Below are 15902 nucleotides of genomic sequence, written 5' to 3' on the forward strand. Positions count from 1 at the left end.
CATTTTATTAATGCCATATACATATGATTAAGTATGGCCGGACGGCCAATTTAAATTAAGGGGGATTGTGACAGTGAGCAATTATATTGATGTGTGTGTGAGTTTTGATACCACAGGTTCCATGTATCCATGTTTAACCCAGGTAAGAAGATCTGTAAAGGAAATTGTAAGTAAATTATTCAGAGATATACCGGGTTTAAGGATTTCTATAATAGCCCATGGAGATTACTGTGATGCAGGGAAGCCATACGTGATAAAAATAAACGATTTTTCTACAAACGAAGAGGAAATTATTAATTTTATAAATAACGTTGAAGCCACTGGGGGTGGGGATGCACCCGAGTGTTATGAGTTGGTTTTGAATCAGGCAAGGACTAATCTTTCCTGGCAGTCAGGCAGGGCAAAAGTACTGGTGCTCATTGGAGACGATGTGCCCCATGGACCTACCTATGCTGGAAATGTGAATAAAATTGACTGGCGAAATGAGCTGGGGCTGCTATTGGAAGCTGGAATAAACGTATATGGAATTCATGCCATGCCGGGTATTAGAAAACATTCGAAGGCATTCTATGAAGAAATAGCTCAAAAGACAGGCGGCTTTTATTTAACGCTTGACCAGTTTGCAAACATTGCAGATATCATTATGGCAATATGCTATAAGCAGGATGGGGAAGAAAGCCTCATATCCTTTGAACAGGAATTAAAAGCAGCAGGAAAAATGAACTATAATATAAAATCGTCAATACAAAAGCTTAAAAACGGCAAGATAGATGAATATGAGAGCGACGACAATTTAAATCCGGTACCCGATGGGAGGTTCCAGGTATTATCGGTTGATAAGGAACAAAGCATTAAGGAGTATATTACCGAGCAGGGTATAAACTTTAAAGTGGGCAGGGGCTTTTACGAGTTAACCAAAAGCGAGAAGGTAGGCCTCAATAAGGAAGTATTGCTTTATGAAAAAGAAACAGGCAAGATATTTAACGGGCCTCAAGTAAGAGATATACTTAGGCTTAGTCCCCAGTCAGCTGTAAAAGGAGCAAACGAAACACTCAGGCCAGTCATTTTGGATAAGTATAAGGTTTTCATCCAATCAACATCGTACAATAGAAAACTTATGGCCGGAACCAGCTTACTGTATGAGGTTGAGGACTGGGATAGATAATAATACTATATTAACAGCATACAAAGATGCCATGCGTTGGTTTTACGACGATGCTTGGCTTTTGTTTACGTATGGGAAATTACGTTCATAAAAGTGAGGTTTATTTATTGTAAAGGGATGTGAGTTTTGATACAATTGTGTTATACATGTTTTACGAGGCTCAAAGCCCAGTCATAGTATGACTATGCAAATATTATATAAACTAAATATTATCAAATGAAGGGGGATTACTATGAAAAGTTTAATTAAGGGCATCATGTTGGTCTTAACTTGTCTGCTGTTGTTTCAATCAGTGATTATATGCGATGTTGGAGGTTCGGTGAAGGCATATGCAGATGCCGTACCTTTGGATGGTGCACCTCCGCCGCCGGCAGATGTGAGGGGAAATATAGTTACAGACATTGATTGCAGTGAAGAAGCAAAGAAATTAATTAATCCGGAGTTTAAAATTACTGGAGCTGGTCTTACTATAATGACTGATGAAAGCGGCTTCTTTAGAATGATGCTAGGTTACAAAAATGTAGGCGTATTCGATTTTACAGTTGAAAAAAAGGGATTCTTAAAAAGAATACTAAATGATATAAATGTTCAGCTATATACTACAAATATTAAAGACATACTCATGTGGGCAGGAGATTTGAATGGAGATAGTGCAATTAACATGGCAGATTGTGTTTATTTGGCAGGCAGATTTAACAGCATCAAAGGGGATAGCTTATATGATGCTGACGCAGATATTAATAAGGATAATGCCATAAACATGTCGGATTTAGTATATGTAGCCAAGCATTTTAATGCTACTTCCGATAGTTATCCTGTGTATGTACATACGAGCCCAACTCCTACACCTATTAGTGCAACTCTAACACCTACAACATCGGTGTCACCAACACCAACGCAAATAATAACACCAACACCGACACCGGAAAAGACTGGGCTTGAAATAGAAAGAAAGTTCTTGTTGGATCCGAGTAAAATACCGTATGATCTTAAAACATTGGATAAATATGAGCTTACTCAGGCCTATATAAGCTTTTCGCCTGAAATCAGAATCAGAAATGCCGATGACTGGATGTATTTTCTAACTGTTAAAGCGTACGTTGATCAGTTTGGAATGGTAAGGGAAGAGCGTGAGTTTTGGATAACCGAGCAAGAATATAATGCTCTTATGAAAAAAATTGAGGGCAATATAATATATAAGACCAGATATCAGGGGTTGGATGAAAAAGGTGTAATGTTTGCCATTGATATATTTAAAGGAAACTTAGCTGGACTGGCATACTATGAAGTAGAGTTTCCGAACGAGGAGGCAGCCAACAAATACACGCCTCCAAGTTGGGTTGGTTTGGACGTAACAAATGATAAAAGGTATAAAAACGGCAGCTTGGCCCAATATGGCCGTCCATAAACTATAAATAGGGTAGATTTTCAGGGTATTTACTTTATTATACTCTATGAATAGTCTACCTTTTTCAATTTATACGATATATACTATAATTGATATAGATAAAAAATAGGCTACTAATAAAAAGGAGAATTGGATTGAATAACAAAAAAGAGGCTGCTAAATCAAAAAACAGTATAATATCAAACAAAGGATTACAAGAAAAACCTGTTTCCAAAAATAAAATTTTTATTTTAGTTATAATACTCTTTATTGCAAGGATTCTATTGACTTTGCTTCCGAGCCACAAGATTGATATTGGATTTTTGAAATGGGAGATATCGTATTTAGCTAATAATCCACTAAAGAATTTCAACACAGATGTACATTTCGTATACGGACCTGTTTATGCGTTTTGCTTATGGATTTCGGGAGTAATAGTGAAAACCTTTACTTTGCCTGATCTGGCACAGGAGTTTATTATAAAGATATGGGCTGTTTTATTTGATTTTATTGCAGCTGCTTTTATTTATCTGATAGGCAGGAAATACAACAAAGTAAAACTTGGTCTCCTTTTGGCAGCACTATATGTTTTAAATCCTGCCATAGTGTTTAATTCATCGGTCTGGGGTCAGTTTGACGGCATCACGGCAGCATTGTTTATTGGTGTGATTTATTTCTTCAATATCAAAAAGTCGAATATTGCCCTGTATGTATATGCTGCAGCCGCACTTACAAAACCTCAAAGCATAGCCCTATTTCCTTTAGTACTTATATTGTATTTCAAGGATTTTCCATGGTCCAAATTCTCCGAGTATTTTAGAACTAAGGATAAAAATGTTGTTAAGCCTGCCTTAAAGATCAGTCTTATAAAGCTTGGAACCGGTTTTTTAGGATGCTTGCTGATCTATACTGCACTTATTCTGCCTTTTTATAAGGAAACACCATTTTACAGCATGAGGGAAGTTGAAATATACAGCAAAGACTTAAAAAACATTTCTCAAGGTAAGCAGATTAGTGCTTCCTCGACTGCTGAGGATAAGTTTACTGCAAATAATCTCTTAGATGGAAGGTCCGGTTTGTTTGATCCTTACTGGGCTTCCAAAAATACCTCACCTCAATGGGTGGCAATAGATCTAGGCACATCTATGGAAGTAGGAAGTTTAACACTAAATTGGGGGTTTGAATATGCTAAGAGTTACAGCATTCAGGTTTCAGACGACTCAAATAAATGGGATACAGTGTTTTCAACAGAAAAGGGAAAGGGCAAGGCAGAAAATATTCCGCTAAATTCTGCTAAGGCAAGGTATCTTAAGGTACAATTAGACAAAAGGCCTTTCCCATATGGCCTAATCCATATCGACAATAATACAGGGTTTGTAAAAAAATCAGCATTTAAGGCCATTGATTTCTATTACTGGCTCGTACATCACTATTCGTCATCATTGGATGATTATCCTTACGCAACCGCAAATGGTTTTAATTTGTGGACCATACTTGGCAAGCAAACAGTAGATGACAGAACTCCCGGCCTTTTTGGCATTACCTATGGTACATGGGGATATATATTCCTTTTTGGCATTGTATGGCTGTTGGCTTCAGTTTTACTGCTGGTTAAGAGAAAAAGTGCTTTAGCATTATATTATTCAGCATTTATTCTTACATCGGGTGTTTTTGTTTTTGCATCCAGGGTCCATGAGAGATACTTGCTGCCGGCAATAATACTATGCATGGTATGCATATTCTGGCAAAAGCGGATGTGGATTCCAACCATTTTGTTTACTGCGGTATGCCTTGCAAATGAATGGTATGTATATCATATTCAAAACAAAACCCCGGATACTCCATGGATAGCTCGCGACGACCAATTTTCTCATCTTGTTGCATGGATCACATTTTTAGCAATGCTTGGTGCTATAGGTTACCTGTTTGTGCTTGTAAAAAAGAAGGATAAAAAGGTGCAAAAATCAACTGTTTTAGCACAAAAGGATAAATAATGGGGGCTGGATAAAGATGCTCTAATTGAGGCTTTGTGGTCTTGGTTTAGCTATTTCAGAATAATCCTTGAGAATAAAGGAATCAACATCTTTTACATTTGCTTTTTAAGCTAATGTCATTCGAAAAATATTCTACATCACATTCTTACTTTCACATAATAAATAAAAACTGCTAAAAAGCAGTTTTTATTTATTATGTATGTACTGAATGTTATCGTCTGATTTTGTTCGTGGGATAAGTTGCTGCCCAGTAATATTGAGTACCGTTATGTGCTATATATGGACTTTCATTATTTTCGTATATAGTAGTATATGTTCCAACAGCAAGTTCCGTAATACTGAAATATTTCTCAAAACTAGTATCTATATATCCAAGTTTTGCCCCCATTGCATAAATATATCCAAATTACTGATCGTTTATGTCATCAGTTTCATTTATATCTAGAGCTAGTTAATACATATTCATCGTCCTTTAACTGTAAAGGCATTGTAGCTAAAACAATATGCTTATGCTTTAAAAGTTCTTTTTCAATAAATATTCTGGTCTGATTGTGTAAAAGCCTGTGCCACCTGCGTTTGACAGCAAACTGGGGCAGTACGACTGTTATCATGTCACCTTTTTTATAATCATATTCGGTTGATTCTATAAACTTTAGTAAAGGCTCAACAACTCTTCTAAATGGAGAATATTTAACAACCAGTGGTATATCCGTATTCAACCTAGCGTACTTTTCTTTTACTTCGTTACCGCTTTCTTCGTCAATTGCAACACAAAATGCAACAACATTATCAGAAATTGTTCTGGCAAACCTTAATGCTCTTATACTTGATTTATTTATGCTTTCGATAGGTACTATTACCCGATTCCTGTAAATATCACGTGTAATATTTATTTCATCCAATTCCTCGCTTTTAATTCTTAATTGCATTTTAACTGCAGTATAGTGTTTTTTAACCTTAAGCATTAGATATATTAGGGTAGGTATAAGAAATACAACTACCCATGCACCTTCGTGGAATTTTGTAATAGCTATAATTACCACAACAATTGCAGTTACAATAGCTCCGATGCAGTTTACGGCTGCTTTTGGACCCCAATTTTTTCCTCTAACTCTTCTCCATCTTAAGAACATTCCGGACTGGGAGAGAGTAAAGGATATAAAAACACCTATAGCATAAAGTCCAATTAATGAAGAAACCTTTGCTTTAAATACAACAATTAATAAAATAGATATTGCTGAAAGAACTATTATGCCATTGGAGTAACTAAGCCTGTCTCCCTTCATGCTTAGCTGCCTTGGTACATATCCTTCTTTTGCCATAACTGCAACAAGCATTGGAAAACCTGAAAAAGCTGTATTTGCTGCCATTACCAATATTATAAATGTGGTAACCATTATATAATAAAACATGAACCCTTTTCCAAAGACCTCTTCTGCTATTAAAATAAGCATGGCATTTTCCTCACTGGGTACTACATGGTAGAAGTTTGCAAGTATGGACGTGCCACCGAAAAGAGAGAAAATAATGATAGATAGCAGTAATAACACTGTACGGGCATACTTGGTTGAAGGCTCTTTGAAATTAGGCACCGCATTGCTTACAGCTTCCACACCTGTCAATGCAGCACAACCATTGGAAAAAGCTCTTAATAACAAAATAAGTGTTATGGGCTCACCTACTGACTTTATTGTTGGTTCAGGAGGTATATATCCACTCTTGATTTTTAAAAAACCTGTAATAAGCATGGTTACTATAGCTATAATAAATGCATATGCTGGGATACCGAAAATTCTTGATGACTCTCTTATGCCTCTAAGGTTCCCCAACATTAAGAGTAATACCATGACCACACAAAGGGGAACAGTGTAATGTCTTAATTGGGAAAAAGCTGAAGTTATTTGAGCTATGCCTGATGATACACTAACAGCAACAGTCAATATATAGTCTACTGACAATGCTGCACCAGCAGTAACTCCGGCAAGTATACCAATATTCTCCTTTGCAACAATATAAGCACCTCCGCCATTTGGATAGCATTGAATTGTCTGTCTGTAGGACAGGGTAAGAAGTATGAGCAGCCCTATTATGAAACACGATATGACTGTCAATTGTCCATAAGCCAGGATTCCAATTAATGGAATCAACACCATTAAAATTTCCTGTCCTGCGTAAGCAACGGAAGAAATGGCATCGCTTGCCAATATAGGCAGTCCCCATAAAATACCATACTTTTCTTCACCCATTAATTCATTTTTTAGAGGCCTTCCTATTAATACTCTTTTTAAATCTTTAATCATATAAACCACCTTTATATCTAGACTTATCTTTCAATTTTAATAATTCCTTATTTCCTAATCATCATCATATTCTTCAAATTTATAGGTCTTAGATATCTCATCTCTATCAATTTTGTTAAATACCTTGCTCAGTATATACAAAGAGACAAGAGCAAGAGAAATTATACCGATTTTAGATAATATGCCGCCCATTAAATCTCACCTCTTTCATCTCTTTCTAAACAGGGCAACTCTTAATGATTATAATTCCATTTGCATAAATAACTAAAGTCGCATAATTTTCAAAACAAACTTTTGCCTATAGCATTTAAACTGGTTTAGCCGAGTTATCACTGTTAATCACAGTCTTATCATGATTATTTCGCTTTAAAATGTAGTTAAGAACGTTGATTATTTGATTATTCAAAACTATACTTAGAGTTGAGTATACAAATACAATTTAGGATATGGAATTACCATGATCAAAACACTAAAAGGCAAAATCACCTTAATATATTTAGTATTGGTTTTATTGATCGCTGTTGTAGGTATAACTGCCTCATTTAATCTGTATCAGCTGTCTAAAGCCATTGACGGCCTTATGATAGCAAATTATAAAAGCATAAGTGCTACAAATAGTATGATAGATGCCATTGAGCGTCAGGACAGTGCTGTGCTGATGTATATCAGTATAGATCCCAGTAAAGGTAAAGAGCTTTTCGCAGATAGAAATGAAGAATTTCTTAAATGGTACAATGTAACTGCAAACAATATAACTGAGAAAGGTGAAAAGGAACTTATCCTCGAGATTAAAGCTTCTTATAACAACTATGTCAAGCTTTTCTTCGATTTGCAGGAAATTCGGAGTAGGGAAGGTGTTACAAAGGCAGTTGGCTTTTACAATAATGAAATGATGCCGGATTTTATAAACACAAAAAATGTGTTGAAGCAACTATGTACATTAAATGAAAGGTCCATGATTAACAGCAAATATAATGCAACTAAAAACTCAAACAGCTCCATGTATATAGTTTTGGGATTATCGATATTTGCTATTATTAGCGGTTTCGCTACTTCTAGATTCTTTACCAACAAGTTTTTGATGCCTGTGACCATGCTTACTAAAACAATGCGGCTCATTAGAGCAGGGGATTTGAATCAGCAGGCCAACATTATTTCCAAGGATGAAATCGGGGAATTGGCTGAGGAATTCAATAATATGACAAAACGGTTACAACAGTATGAAAAGAACACACTGGGAAATATTCTTGCAGAGGAGAACAAATCAAATATAATTGTAAAAAACATATCAGATCCTATTGTAGTTGTTGATATGAATTATAGGATAATCATGCTAAATCATGCCTTCGAAAAGGTATTTGGAGTTGAAGAAAAATATGTTATTAACAAAAACCTTATGGGTGCGGTTAGGGACAAGGAAATATTTAATTTTATTTCAAGTGCTGTCTATTCGGACGCTGATACAAGGCAAAAGATATTTACTGTAAATTCCAATAGAGAAGACCGTTTTTATAATGTTGTAGTGGCAACCGCAAAGGATAGTAATGGTAGTCTATCAAGAATTATTATTGTTTTTCAGAACGTAACACAGCTTAAAGAACTAGAGAAAATTCGTACTGATTTTATTGCTACAATATCTCATGAGTTCAAGACCCCATTAACATCCATAATAATGGGAGCAGATATGCTGAAGGATGAAAGTATCGGTATTCTAAACGAAGAACAGCAGCAATTTGTAAATGCAATAAAAGAGGATAGTGATAGACTTGCCAATCTTGTTAATGACTTGTTGGAATTGACACGAATCGAGTCGGGAAAAGCAGTATACAAATTTCAGAAATACTCAATCAACAATATTATAGAATGTGCCATACAGCCATTTTATAACCTTGCAATACAGAATAATGTCCACCTATATTATGAGCCTGATAACAGTTTACCGATGGTATATGTTGATTTCGAAAAAATAACCTGGGTTTTGAACAATCTAATCTCCAATGCAATTAAATATACCGGCTCTGAAGACGAGATATGCTTAAGTGCTACCTATAGATATAATAAAGTATATGTTGTTGTAAAAGATACTGGGACAGGAATTCCGGAAGACTATCTGGAAAAGATATTTGAAAAATATGTGCAGGTAAAGGACATCGATTTTGAAGTCAGGGGAACAGGATTGGGGCTTGCTGTAGTTAAAGAAATTATTACAGCCCATAACGGAGTAATATGGTGTGAAAGCAGGCTCGGTATGGGAAGTGCCTTCATATTCACCCTTGAGGTAGACTCTTTTGATAATGGAAGAAAGGATTAAATATGAAAAAGGTTTTAGTAGTAGATGATACCAAAAACATCCGCATGATTCTTACAAAGTGCCTTGAACTAGAAGGATATGAAGTTATTACAGCAGTTGATGGAAAACAGGCATTAGAAATGTTTACTCTGCATACCTTCGACTTGGCTTTTTTAGATATAAAGCTTCCAGAAATCAGAGGCACCGAAGTCTTAAAAAGAATTAGAGAGATTGGAATCAAAACTCCGGTAATTATTATCACAGCCTATGCAACAGTAAAGAATGCTATAAACTGTACAAATATGGGGGCTATTGCATATGTACAAAAGCCGTTTTCCGCTGAAAAGATCAAATCTGTGCTGAAGGAATTAGAAAGTGTAACTTTGTGCACTCAGCCAAGTGATGTAAGTATCCAAAACCTGATCAGTGATGCAAAAATGTATATGGAAAAAGGACTTTATGAGAAGTCGCTGGAGACTTCAAAAAAGGCTCTATCTCTGGACCTGGATAACCCTGAAGTATACTTGCTTATAAGTAAGGCATATGTGGGCAAAGGTAACAAAGCTAATGCTGAAAGGTTCTATAAGTTTTATAAAACCTTTATTTGATACGCAGAATATAATTTCATCCCTGTTTTCATCAGGGGCACTGATCGTTGTTCCTGTTAACCCCTTTGATTTTAGCCTTGCACCTACCTCTTTTATTATTTTTTGCTGTGCAGCCACTGTAAAGCAGCAGCCTTTCCTCTTTCAATTAACCTGTTTAGAACAGCTCTCTGGTTGGCATCTGCGTTCCAGTTCCATGCTCCCGTTGATGACAGAAATCCAGGCATGCCCCTGAATGTTGTAATATGTTTGTGACTGGGATTTTCACCGTCGCCGATATTATATCTGAAAGAGTTGTACCCAAGTCCGTCATTGGGGCTGATAATTTTCTCAAGCAGCTTGTGAGATTTGAAAGGTTATCATAACAAGAATAAGATACGCACAGGCCAACCGATTTTTTATTTTATCCAGAAGCATTAACGTAAACCCTTTAATAATATGTTCCACCTACAATAATGCGAATAAATAGGACTTTTTATGGGGTATAAAATAAAAATACTTTTAGGGTGTCAAGGCCTTTAATTGGTATTATACTGGAAATAGCCTTTAAGGATACTTTGGGATGCCTCATTGTCCATATTGTAATAAAAGGAACCGTCTAATTGCCTGGGGAGTCCGGGTAGTATAAACATATTTACATCATTGGAATTTAATTTGTGTATATTTCTTATCATATTGATGGCATCGCTTAAAGGAATATTAGACTGAGTAGCGGATAGCATTATTTCAAGAAGCTCGTTGATTTTGGACACATATTTCATATTTAGTTTTTGTTCTATTAGTGCCTTTAACATGTTTTGTTGTGCTTCAATCCTCTTTAAATCGCTTCCGTCATAAAACTTCAAAAGGTTGTCATTTTCGTTTTTGCGTGAAGGCATTCTAAATTTCATTAATTCAACTGCCTGTTTACCCGAAAGATGATTTTGGCCCTTTTGGATGTTTATATGCAAGTTCTGAACAGGATCATCATAGTACAAATCGACAGGGCTGCTAAAATCAACTCCGTCAAGTAAATCAATAAGCTTCTGGGCGGCAGCTGTATCAAAGCAAACATAATATTTTATATCAATATTTAGAAGATCGCTTACTGCCTTTGCAGCAGTGCCGGGACCACCTTGATGATAAGCAAGACCGAGCTTGGACCGGGAGCCGTTTATATTGATGCCTGTATCCCTTGGAAGGGATAATACATTTAACTTTGTACTTATTGGGTCAAAGTTAATAAGTGCAATTGCATCGGTGTTTTTATAAGAGTCATTACCTAAAATAAGGATATTAACTGGCTCTGAGGAAGCTATTGTCGGCTCTGACGTAAGTGTTTCCTTGTTATCCTTAAAGTACCTTCCATAGCCTAGCCATAAAAGTGCTACACAAATAAGGAGTATTGCTGCAGCAGGTTTTAGAATTTGTCTAAATACAATCAGCCCGTGAGAAAGTATGAACCTATTTTTTGGATTAGCATACCTGCTTTGATCAATTGATTTTAATACTTTATCATCAATGCTTTTATTTGCAATAGCTTCATTTTTGAGAAAATCCCTGGTGTAAATAAGGGTATCAGTCATTTTTTGGCATTCCCCACACACCTTTATATGATCCTCAAGAGCTTTTGCCGCTTCGTCCGATAAAGCTCTATCTACATAGAGTACTATGTCATCAAAATTGTTACATTTCATGAATTATCCCTCCTTTAAATCTGCCGTAATTATTTACAAGAAGCTTCTTAGCCCTCATAACCCTGACCTTTGCGTTCTCGGGAGACATTTTGAGGACCTGGCCTATTTCCTTGTATGAAAATCCTTGAACATACTTTAGAACTAATGCCATCCTTTGGTCTAGCTTCAAAGAATCAAGCATTTTTAATACTTCCAACCTGGTTTCCATATTTTCAAGAACCTTCTCAGGCTCTGCAATTTGTAAAAATTGATACTTGTTTAATTTGTCTTCAAATTTCTTTGAATCCCTGTATTTCTTCTTTGAATATTCGGTTTTAAAAACATTTATTGCAATTTTAAATATCCATGTTGAAAAACACCACTTGCTGTTGTACTGATAGAGGCTGTTGTAGACCCGGACAAAGACTTCCTGTGTCATGTCTTCGGAGTCTTCCTTTGAAAGTGACATTTTTAAAAGGAAATTATAAATACGGTTTCTGTATATAGACATAAGAATTTCAAATGATTTTATATCGCCGCTAAGAATATTAGAAACTAACTGGGCTTCTTTTTCCAAATTCCTCTCACCACCTATCTATGCAGACGTTTTTTCGTTATCATGATAACATATTTTATACTCGGTATCTTCCAGATAAGTAACAGTGCTTGAATAATTATTTTTGCATGGGTAGATGAATGATACAATGAGCTGATTTAGTGGTATAATTTCAATATAAACAGCAGGCGGGTGATGATAATGTGCGGAAGGTTCTTACTTATTACAGATGATGACTTTAATGAAATTAAAAACATAGTCAACGATATATCGCAAAAGTATAAAGTAGATGTAAACGGTGAGGTATTTCCAACCAACAATATACCGGCTGTTTACTCGCACAAGGGTAGGAGTGTGCTAAGTACGGCAAAGTGGGGCTTTCCAAACTTTAAAAATTCAGGAGTCATTATAAATGCAAAGGCTGAAACACTGGCCGAAAAGCCCATGTTCAGAAAGTCCTTTGTCTCAAGACGCTGTCTGATACCGGCTAACGGCTACTATGAGTGGATAACTCATGAGGACAAGACTAAGACAAAGTATATTATAAATGTTAAGGAAAAATCACTCTTCTATATGGCAGGTCTATATAATATTTTTATTGACAATAAGGGCAATCCTTTTGCTGCAATAGCTATTATTACTACTGAGGCAAGCTCCGAGATTTCTTTTATTCATAACCGAATGCCGGTTATTTTACAGGATGAGTCTATAAAGGCTTGGCTCGATATAAATAGTGAACTTCCTGCACTACAAAAGCTTATGGGTCCATACCCTGTAGGGAAAATCAGCTTTGCAAATATTCCATAATTAATTTGTAATTGCGTCTTCTATTTGCTTTATTAAGGCTAGTGTTATCATAAGTGCCTAAAGAGAGAAGGAAATTATTTGTCACCGTCATTAAAAATCCATTTTCCATTACACATTTCTCCCCTGTAAACTACAAATAAAATAATAAATAAATATTTTTGTTTTTGTATGCTTAATTTTTATGATTGAAGGCTTGTGGTATAATAAAGGGTATCAAAATTCTACAACGAGAGGATCATAATAAGAATATTAATATTCGAAAGAGGTATAAAATGATAGAGTTAGGAAAAATTCAGAAGATGGAAGTAATAAGAAAGGCACAGAATGGTTTTTATCTCAGCATGAAAGGTGATAAAGATCAGGATGGTATTTTGCTGCCTAAAAATCAGGTGCACGGTGATGTTAAAATAGGTGATGAAATAGAGGTCTTTGTATATAGAGATTCTGAGGATAGAATTATATCTACAACTAAAAAACCTAGGGTTACAATAGGTGAATTGGCTGCTTTGCCAGTGGTAGAAACTACTGGAATAGGTGCATTTTTAGACTGGGGACTGGATAAAGATCTGTTTCTGCCTTTCAGAGAACAGGTAGGCAAGGTTGTCAAAGGCGGCAAATATCTGGTAGGATTGTACATCGATAGTAGTGACAGGTTGTGTGCAACAATGAATATTTATAATATATTAAGAACTGATTCGCCGTATAAAGTAAATGACAGGGTATATGGAACCATCTACAGTATCAGTAAACAGCTTGGAGCTTTTGTAGCTGTAGACAACAAATATCACGGATTGATTCCAAACAAGGAGTTGTATGGTAATTTTTCTGAGGGCGACTATACTGAAGTAAGAATTAAAAAGATAAGGCCAGATGGTAAATTAGAATTGAGTACTAGAAAAGAGGCCTATAATGAAATAGAGAGTGATGCACAAAAAATAATGGACAGGCTGAAACTATCCGGAGGCACTCTTCTTATAAATGACAGCAGTTCCCCTGAGCGTATTAAAGCCGAGCTAAACATGAGTAAAGCTGCCTTTAAAAGAGCTGTCGGAAGGCTATTAAAGGAGGGAGCAATTGAGATCACCAATGAAGGTATAAAGAGGATGTGGTAGTAAGATCTAAAACATTTTATACATACCACAAAGATTTTGAATAAAAATTTAAAATATTCCTTGACAGGATAACTTTGTCTGTGATAACACATAATCACTATGCTCGAAAAAATGTTGTTGTGCAAGTAATATAAAGGTAAAGTAATATTAAAAACAATTATTAACGAAGGGAGGATAATCAATGTTGTTATTGAGTAAAGTCTGGCTTGAACAAATTAATAAGGCGATTGAATCGGCGTGTAAACCAAGTATAGATTTACTTATACATTGGCTTAATCCTCTATTGTGTAAATGCGGTAAACCATTGTACCCTGATAGAATATATTAGCGGTGACAACAAAAGCACTTGACAAATAGGAGTGGTTAAGTCCAATAAAAAGGACTTAACCACTTTTTGTTTATGTCATGGATGCAAAATTACTCCGTGGTGTTGTTCGTATAAAAGATATGTGCTTGTGGCTCAGATGGCAGAGCATTCGGCTGATAACCGGGAGGTCATAAGTTCGAATCTTACTATTCCCACCACTTATAGCAGAGAAGTAGGGCTTAATCTATTGGGGTGTAGCCAAGTTGGCAAGGCACAGGACTTTGACTCATGGATGTGATGGTTCGAGCCCATCCACCTCAGCCAGATTTATATAAAAAAGAATAACTTATACGGAAGGATGGCCTAAAGGTAGGGAAGCGGTTTGCTAAACTGTCTGGGGGTAATACCTCTGAGAGTTCGATTCTCTCTCCTTCCGCCAATTAATACATAGGGATGCCGGTTAATGGTAAACCATTGGTCTCCAAAATCAAGACTCTGGGTTCGAATCCCATACACGGTACCATAAAATAAAAAATTAGTTGAGGGGGTATTAAAGTGATTAAAGCTGATATTATTAAACAGCTTAGGGAAAGAAACGGTGCAGGAATAATGGATTGCAAAAAAGCACTGGAAAAGTATGATGGAAATATGGACAGGGCATTAGACTATTTGAGAGAAAAAGGCCTTTCGAATGCAGAGAGAAAAATTAATAGGATAGCAGCTGAAGGTATTGTTGATGCATATATTCATGGAAATGGAAGGATAGGAGTATTACTAGAAATAAATATAGAGACTGATTTTGCTGCACTTAACAAAGAGTTCAGAGTTTTTGTCAAAGATGTGGGGATGCAAATAAGGCTATTGATAAGTATAGAGAATATTACTCAGTAAAAGGGATATATGAAAATACTGTGTATCCGTTTATTCCAGAGCTTCTTGAAAAACTCCATACAATAGGTAAAACTTTATTGGTAGCAACATCAAAGCCAACAGTTTTTGCTGAAAAAGTGGTACATAACTCGGGTTTGATAAAGTATTTTGCAAATGTAGCAGGAAGTAATCTAGACGGGGGCAGAATTAAAAAACACGAAATTATTGAGTTTATACTTAAAGAAAATAATATATTAATAAATGATAGCATTGTTATGGTAGGTGATAGAAAACATGATATTATAGGGGCAAACAAGGCTGGTGTTGATTCTGTAGGCGTGCTATACGGTTATGGTTCCATTGAAGAACTGGAAAGGTATAATCCTACATATACTGCTGAATCAGTCTCAGAACTTGAGTATATATTGCTATAATTCTTTTTCTTTTTAAGGTAAAGGGGTGTTGTAAACTACTTAAAGTAGACTTGCGACATCCTTTTCACTTTAAAAAGAATGAATTTTGCTGCGTAGGACTTGGGTATAGGGTGATTTTTCTGTAGGTAATATAAAAAATTTTAAAAAAGTGTAATAATTTTTTAAAAAAGTGTTGACAATAATAAAATAACATGTTAATCTATCAAAGTTGCTTCTAACGAAGCGTTGGACTTTGAAAAGTAAACAGTGTAAAAAGACGAAAGAAACTCGTTAATTTTAAGATGAAGCTTTTATAAGCTAAATCAAATTTGAGTAACTTGCGAACTTTATAAAAAGCTAGTAAGTAATTTAAGAGCTAATTAAATTTTCAAATATTAATTTGAGAGTTTGATCCTGGCTCAGGACGAACGCTGGCGGCGT

14 protein-coding genes, 2 tRNA genes and 1 pseudogene are annotated in these 15902 nt (G+C 35.7%); 11 read left to right on the forward strand and 6 right to left on the reverse strand.

Going from position 1 to position 15902, the window contains the following annotated elements:
- Positions 1–73: 73 nt before the first annotated feature.
- The 3 genes from VIO64_RS22095 (at position 74) to VIO64_RS22105 (ending at position 4546) form a co-directional block, all read left to right on the forward strand.
- Positions 74–1165: a vWA domain-containing protein gene (locus VIO64_RS22095; protein ID WP_331921914.1), complete on the forward strand. Its 1092-nt coding sequence runs from the start codon at positions 74–76 to the stop codon at positions 1163–1165.
- Between the two features lie 232 nt (positions 1166–1397).
- A complete protein-coding gene (locus tag VIO64_RS22100) occupies positions 1398–2573 on the forward strand; it encodes a dockerin type I domain-containing protein (RefSeq protein ID WP_331921915.1) in 1176 nt (391 codons plus the stop codon).
- 134 nt (positions 2574–2707) lie between these two features.
- Positions 2708–4546: a discoidin domain-containing protein gene (locus tag VIO64_RS22105; RefSeq protein WP_331921916.1), complete on the forward strand. Its 1839-nt coding sequence runs from the start codon at positions 2708–2710 to the stop codon at positions 4544–4546.
- A gap of 211 nt (positions 4547–4757) precedes the next feature.
- On the opposite strand, the gene VIO64_RS22110 is transcribed toward VIO64_RS22105, so the two are convergent.
- Genes VIO64_RS22110 through VIO64_RS22120 form a run of 3 tightly spaced genes read right to left on the reverse strand, consistent with a single transcriptional unit; the run spans position 4758 to position 7038 of the window.
- Positions 4758–4934: a hypothetical protein gene (locus VIO64_RS22110; RefSeq protein ID WP_331921917.1), complete on the reverse strand. Its 177-nt coding sequence runs from the start codon at positions 4932–4934 to the stop codon at positions 4758–4760.
- Positions 4935–4977: 43 nt separating this feature from the next.
- Positions 4978–6846 carry an APC family permease gene (locus VIO64_RS22115; protein WP_331921918.1) on the reverse strand — a complete coding sequence of 623 codons (1869 nt, stop codon included), beginning with the start codon at positions 6844–6846 and terminating at the stop codon, positions 4978–4980.
- Positions 6847–6900: 54 nt separating this feature from the next.
- Entirely contained in the window at positions 6901–7038 is a 138-nt protein-coding gene (locus tag VIO64_RS22120) for a hypothetical protein (RefSeq protein ID WP_331921919.1), read from the reverse strand.
- Positions 7039–7303: 265 nt separating this feature from the next.
- Between VIO64_RS22120 and VIO64_RS22125 the strand changes: the two genes are divergently transcribed.
- Together VIO64_RS22125 and VIO64_RS22130 are read left to right on the forward strand one after the other, a co-directional pair.
- Positions 7304–9157: a sensor histidine kinase gene (locus VIO64_RS22125; protein ID WP_331921920.1), complete on the forward strand. Its 1854-nt coding sequence runs from the start codon at positions 7304–7306 to the stop codon at positions 9155–9157.
- Positions 9158–9159: 2 nt separating this feature from the next.
- Entirely contained in the window at positions 9160–9744 is a 585-nt protein-coding gene (locus VIO64_RS22130) for a response regulator (RefSeq protein ID WP_331921921.1), read from the forward strand.
- 95 nt (positions 9745–9839) lie between these two features.
- On the opposite strand, the gene VIO64_RS22135 is transcribed toward VIO64_RS22130, so the two are convergent.
- The 3 genes from VIO64_RS22135 to VIO64_RS22145 form a co-directional block, all read right to left on the reverse strand.
- Positions 9840–9968, reverse strand: a complete 129-nt coding sequence (locus VIO64_RS22135) for a hypothetical protein (protein ID WP_331921922.1) — start codon at positions 9966–9968, stop codon at positions 9840–9842.
- A gap of 291 nt (positions 9969–10259) precedes the next feature.
- Positions 10260–11417 carry an LCP family protein gene (locus VIO64_RS22140; RefSeq protein ID WP_331921923.1) on the reverse strand — a complete coding sequence of 386 codons (1158 nt, stop codon included), beginning with the start codon at positions 11415–11417 and terminating at the stop codon, positions 10260–10262.
- Positions 11407–11973, reverse strand: coding sequence for an RNA polymerase sigma factor (locus tag VIO64_RS22145; protein WP_331921924.1), 567 nt, complete (start codon positions 11971–11973; stop codon positions 11407–11409). Before VIO64_RS22145 ends, VIO64_RS22140 begins: the two co-directional genes overlap by 11 nt.
- A gap of 180 nt (positions 11974–12153) precedes the next feature.
- Here VIO64_RS22145 and VIO64_RS22150 point away from each other — a divergent pair, with 180 nt between their 5' ends.
- The 6 genes and pseudogenes from VIO64_RS22150 to VIO64_RS22175 all read left to right on the forward strand — a co-directional run bounded on the left by VIO64_RS22150 (position 12154) and on the right by VIO64_RS22175 (position 15482).
- Positions 12154–12759, forward strand: coding sequence for an SOS response-associated peptidase (locus tag VIO64_RS22150; RefSeq protein ID WP_331921925.1), 606 nt, complete (start codon positions 12154–12156; stop codon positions 12757–12759).
- Between the two features lie 272 nt (positions 12760–13031).
- Positions 13032–13871: a CvfB family protein gene (locus tag VIO64_RS22155; protein ID WP_331921926.1), complete on the forward strand. Its 840-nt coding sequence runs from the start codon at positions 13032–13034 to the stop codon at positions 13869–13871.
- Positions 13872–14426: 555 nt separating this feature from the next.
- Positions 14427–14502: transfer RNA gene (locus tag VIO64_RS22160), tRNA-Gln, on the forward strand.
- 28 nt (positions 14503–14530) lie between these two features.
- A tRNA-Ser gene (locus tag VIO64_RS22165) sits at positions 14531–14617 on the forward strand.
- A gap of 116 nt (positions 14618–14733) precedes the next feature.
- Positions 14734–15033: pseudogene (gene tsf / locus VIO64_RS22170) on the forward strand (translation elongation factor Ts); the annotation flags it as partial.
- 56 nt (positions 15034–15089) lie between these two features.
- Positions 15090–15482 carry an HAD hydrolase-like protein gene (locus VIO64_RS22175; RefSeq protein ID WP_331921927.1) on the forward strand — a complete coding sequence of 131 codons (393 nt, stop codon included), beginning with the start codon at positions 15090–15092 and terminating at the stop codon, positions 15480–15482.
- The last annotated feature ends 420 nt before the right edge of the window (positions 15483–15902 follow it).

This window comes from Pseudobacteroides sp. (assembly GCF_036567765.1).
Classification (GTDB): domain Bacteria; phylum Bacillota; class Clostridia; order Acetivibrionales; family DSM-2933; genus Pseudobacteroides.